The organism is Thermoactinomyces daqus (genome assembly GCF_000763315.1).
GTDB lineage: Bacteria > Bacillota > Bacilli > Thermoactinomycetales > Thermoactinomycetaceae > Thermoactinomyces_A > Thermoactinomyces_A daqus.
This window is the reverse complement of sequence record NZ_JPST01000084.1, coordinates 1-1,999: the sequence shown is the minus strand read 5'-3', so window position 1 is coordinate 1,999 and position 1,999 is coordinate 1. Positions and strand designations below refer to the sequence as shown.

Here is a 1,999-nt window from a genome sequence, read left to right as displayed (position 1 = left end):
AGCGTATGGGGTCATTATAGATCTAAAAAGATTAGAACATCTTCACCTGGAGATAATAATAATTCTTCATAATCATAGCAAGTAATTTTTACATCTTTTAACTTTCTAGAACAATCCATAATCCTTTCACATAATAGGTCGGCATTCCATCTACAATCTATTGTGTATCTAGATTTTTGCCCCATGCCACCAATAGGATTAGCCTTGTAAATACCAGAATAATTAGTTCTATTAAAAAAAAGTAATGAAAATGCTTTATCTAGCGTAGTTTTAGGAACTTCCTTACGGAGCTTTTGCCATAATTCAACAGTAGGCAGTCCAATATCTCGAATTCTTTTACATAATCCTTCGGGATTATCCCGCAAAATTATAAAAAAAGAGTAAATCAATTCATCCTTATCATTAATCTAATTATTTTGAGCAAGGGTTTTTTTTAGAAAAATAGACCCCCCACCAACAAACGGCTCTCTATACTCAGAATGAGGAATATTAAAATATTTACACATCTTATTATAAACACGAGACTTTGATCCTGGAAATCTAAGAGGGGAAGCAATTTCTTTTTTCGTCATATTTTTCGTCCTCCTATTAATGAATATTACCATAATTAATGAATCTTGGCCAGCGTTAGTCTTTATTTAACTTTTCAGTTTAATATTATTATTTTTATACATATCAAAGTACATGAATAAAATCTTCTTTTTCCACTTCAAATATTTGCTCTTTTGTGTATAATCTGTGAATAGGAGACTTTTTTTTGGAGGTAATTATGTTGACTAAAGACAATATAAAATCCATTGAGTTAAATAAATTGATAGTGAATCTTAATAACCCAAGATTCCACAAAGTAAAAACTGAGTTAGAAGCAATTGAAAATATTGTTAAAAATCTTGGTGATAAGTTGTTACGCTTAGCAAAAGATATTGTAGATCACGGACTAAATCCAATTGACCTACCATTGGTAACTCCAGATCCAGAAAAAGAAGGTTACTATATAGTGGAAGAAGGAAACAGGCGCATAACAGCATTAAAATTATTATTAAACCCCGACGTCATAGTTCATCATACAAAGATTCATTCTAGATTCAAGCAACTACATCAACAAATTAACCCTTCTGATTTCTATATCATTGATTGTGTCGTAATTGAAAATGAAAACGAAATCAACCATTGGATTGAGTTAAAACATACTGGAGAAAATTTTGGAGCTGGAACTGTTCCTTGGAATAGAGAACAATTACTTAGATTTGAGAAAGAAAGACTTGGTAAAAATAAAGCAGTTCTTCAGTTAATCGACTTTTTAAAAAGCATCGGCTATGAAAGTCACTTTAAAAATATATACACATCTAACCTTAGCCGCTTAATTGACGACCCAGACGTTCGTGATTTTTTAGGTCTTAAACTGGAAAACAAGATCCTATATACAAATATTCCATTAGAGGAATTGCTAAAAGGTCTAAATAAAATTGTAAATGATTTATCCAGCGGAGATATCAACGTAAAAGACATCTATTACAAGCACGATCGAATAGAATATTTACAGAAATTCGATGAATCCCAAACCCCAGATAAATCAAGAGTATTTAGCACCTATATTCCTTTAAATGAATTGATTTCCAATCAACTTGTAAATGGAGATAATTCAAATTTACTCGAACAAGGTAATCTCTTTAACCTGGAATCTAATCCCAATCAGTCAAAAGGCATTATTAAACCTGGCTCTAACATAACATACACCAATAAAAACGATTCTGATAAAAACAAATTCGAGACCACGTCCAATAACCTAAGGAAGGGAGATCCTAAAAAGAATCACACCCAAAGTCAAAATAGAGAGAATGATACAAAAAAACCCTTCCCATTATCATTCTTAAGAAAAACTCTTATTCCCAAAGACGTTAAGATGAAAATCGACATTAAAAGAATCAATTACATCTACAAAGAGTTACAGACATTAAATGTCGATGAATTTCCTAATTGCTTAATGAACCCCAAAAGT

General features: G+C 31.3%; 1 protein-coding gene and 1 pseudogene. One reads left to right on the top strand and one right to left on the bottom strand.

Translation table 11 applies throughout. The annotated features are described in order from the left end of the window. Window positions 1-14 precede the first annotated feature (14 nt). Window positions 15-572, bottom strand: a pseudogene (locus JG50_RS19865) (DNA adenine methylase). Between the two features lie 200 nt (window positions 573-772). Here JG50_RS19865 and JG50_RS0117900 point away from each other — a divergent pair. Beyond that, window positions 773-1,999, top strand: a 1,227-nt coding sequence (locus JG50_RS0117900; RefSeq protein WP_152568654.1) for a ParB N-terminal domain-containing protein, incomplete at its 3' end; no start/stop codon positions are given.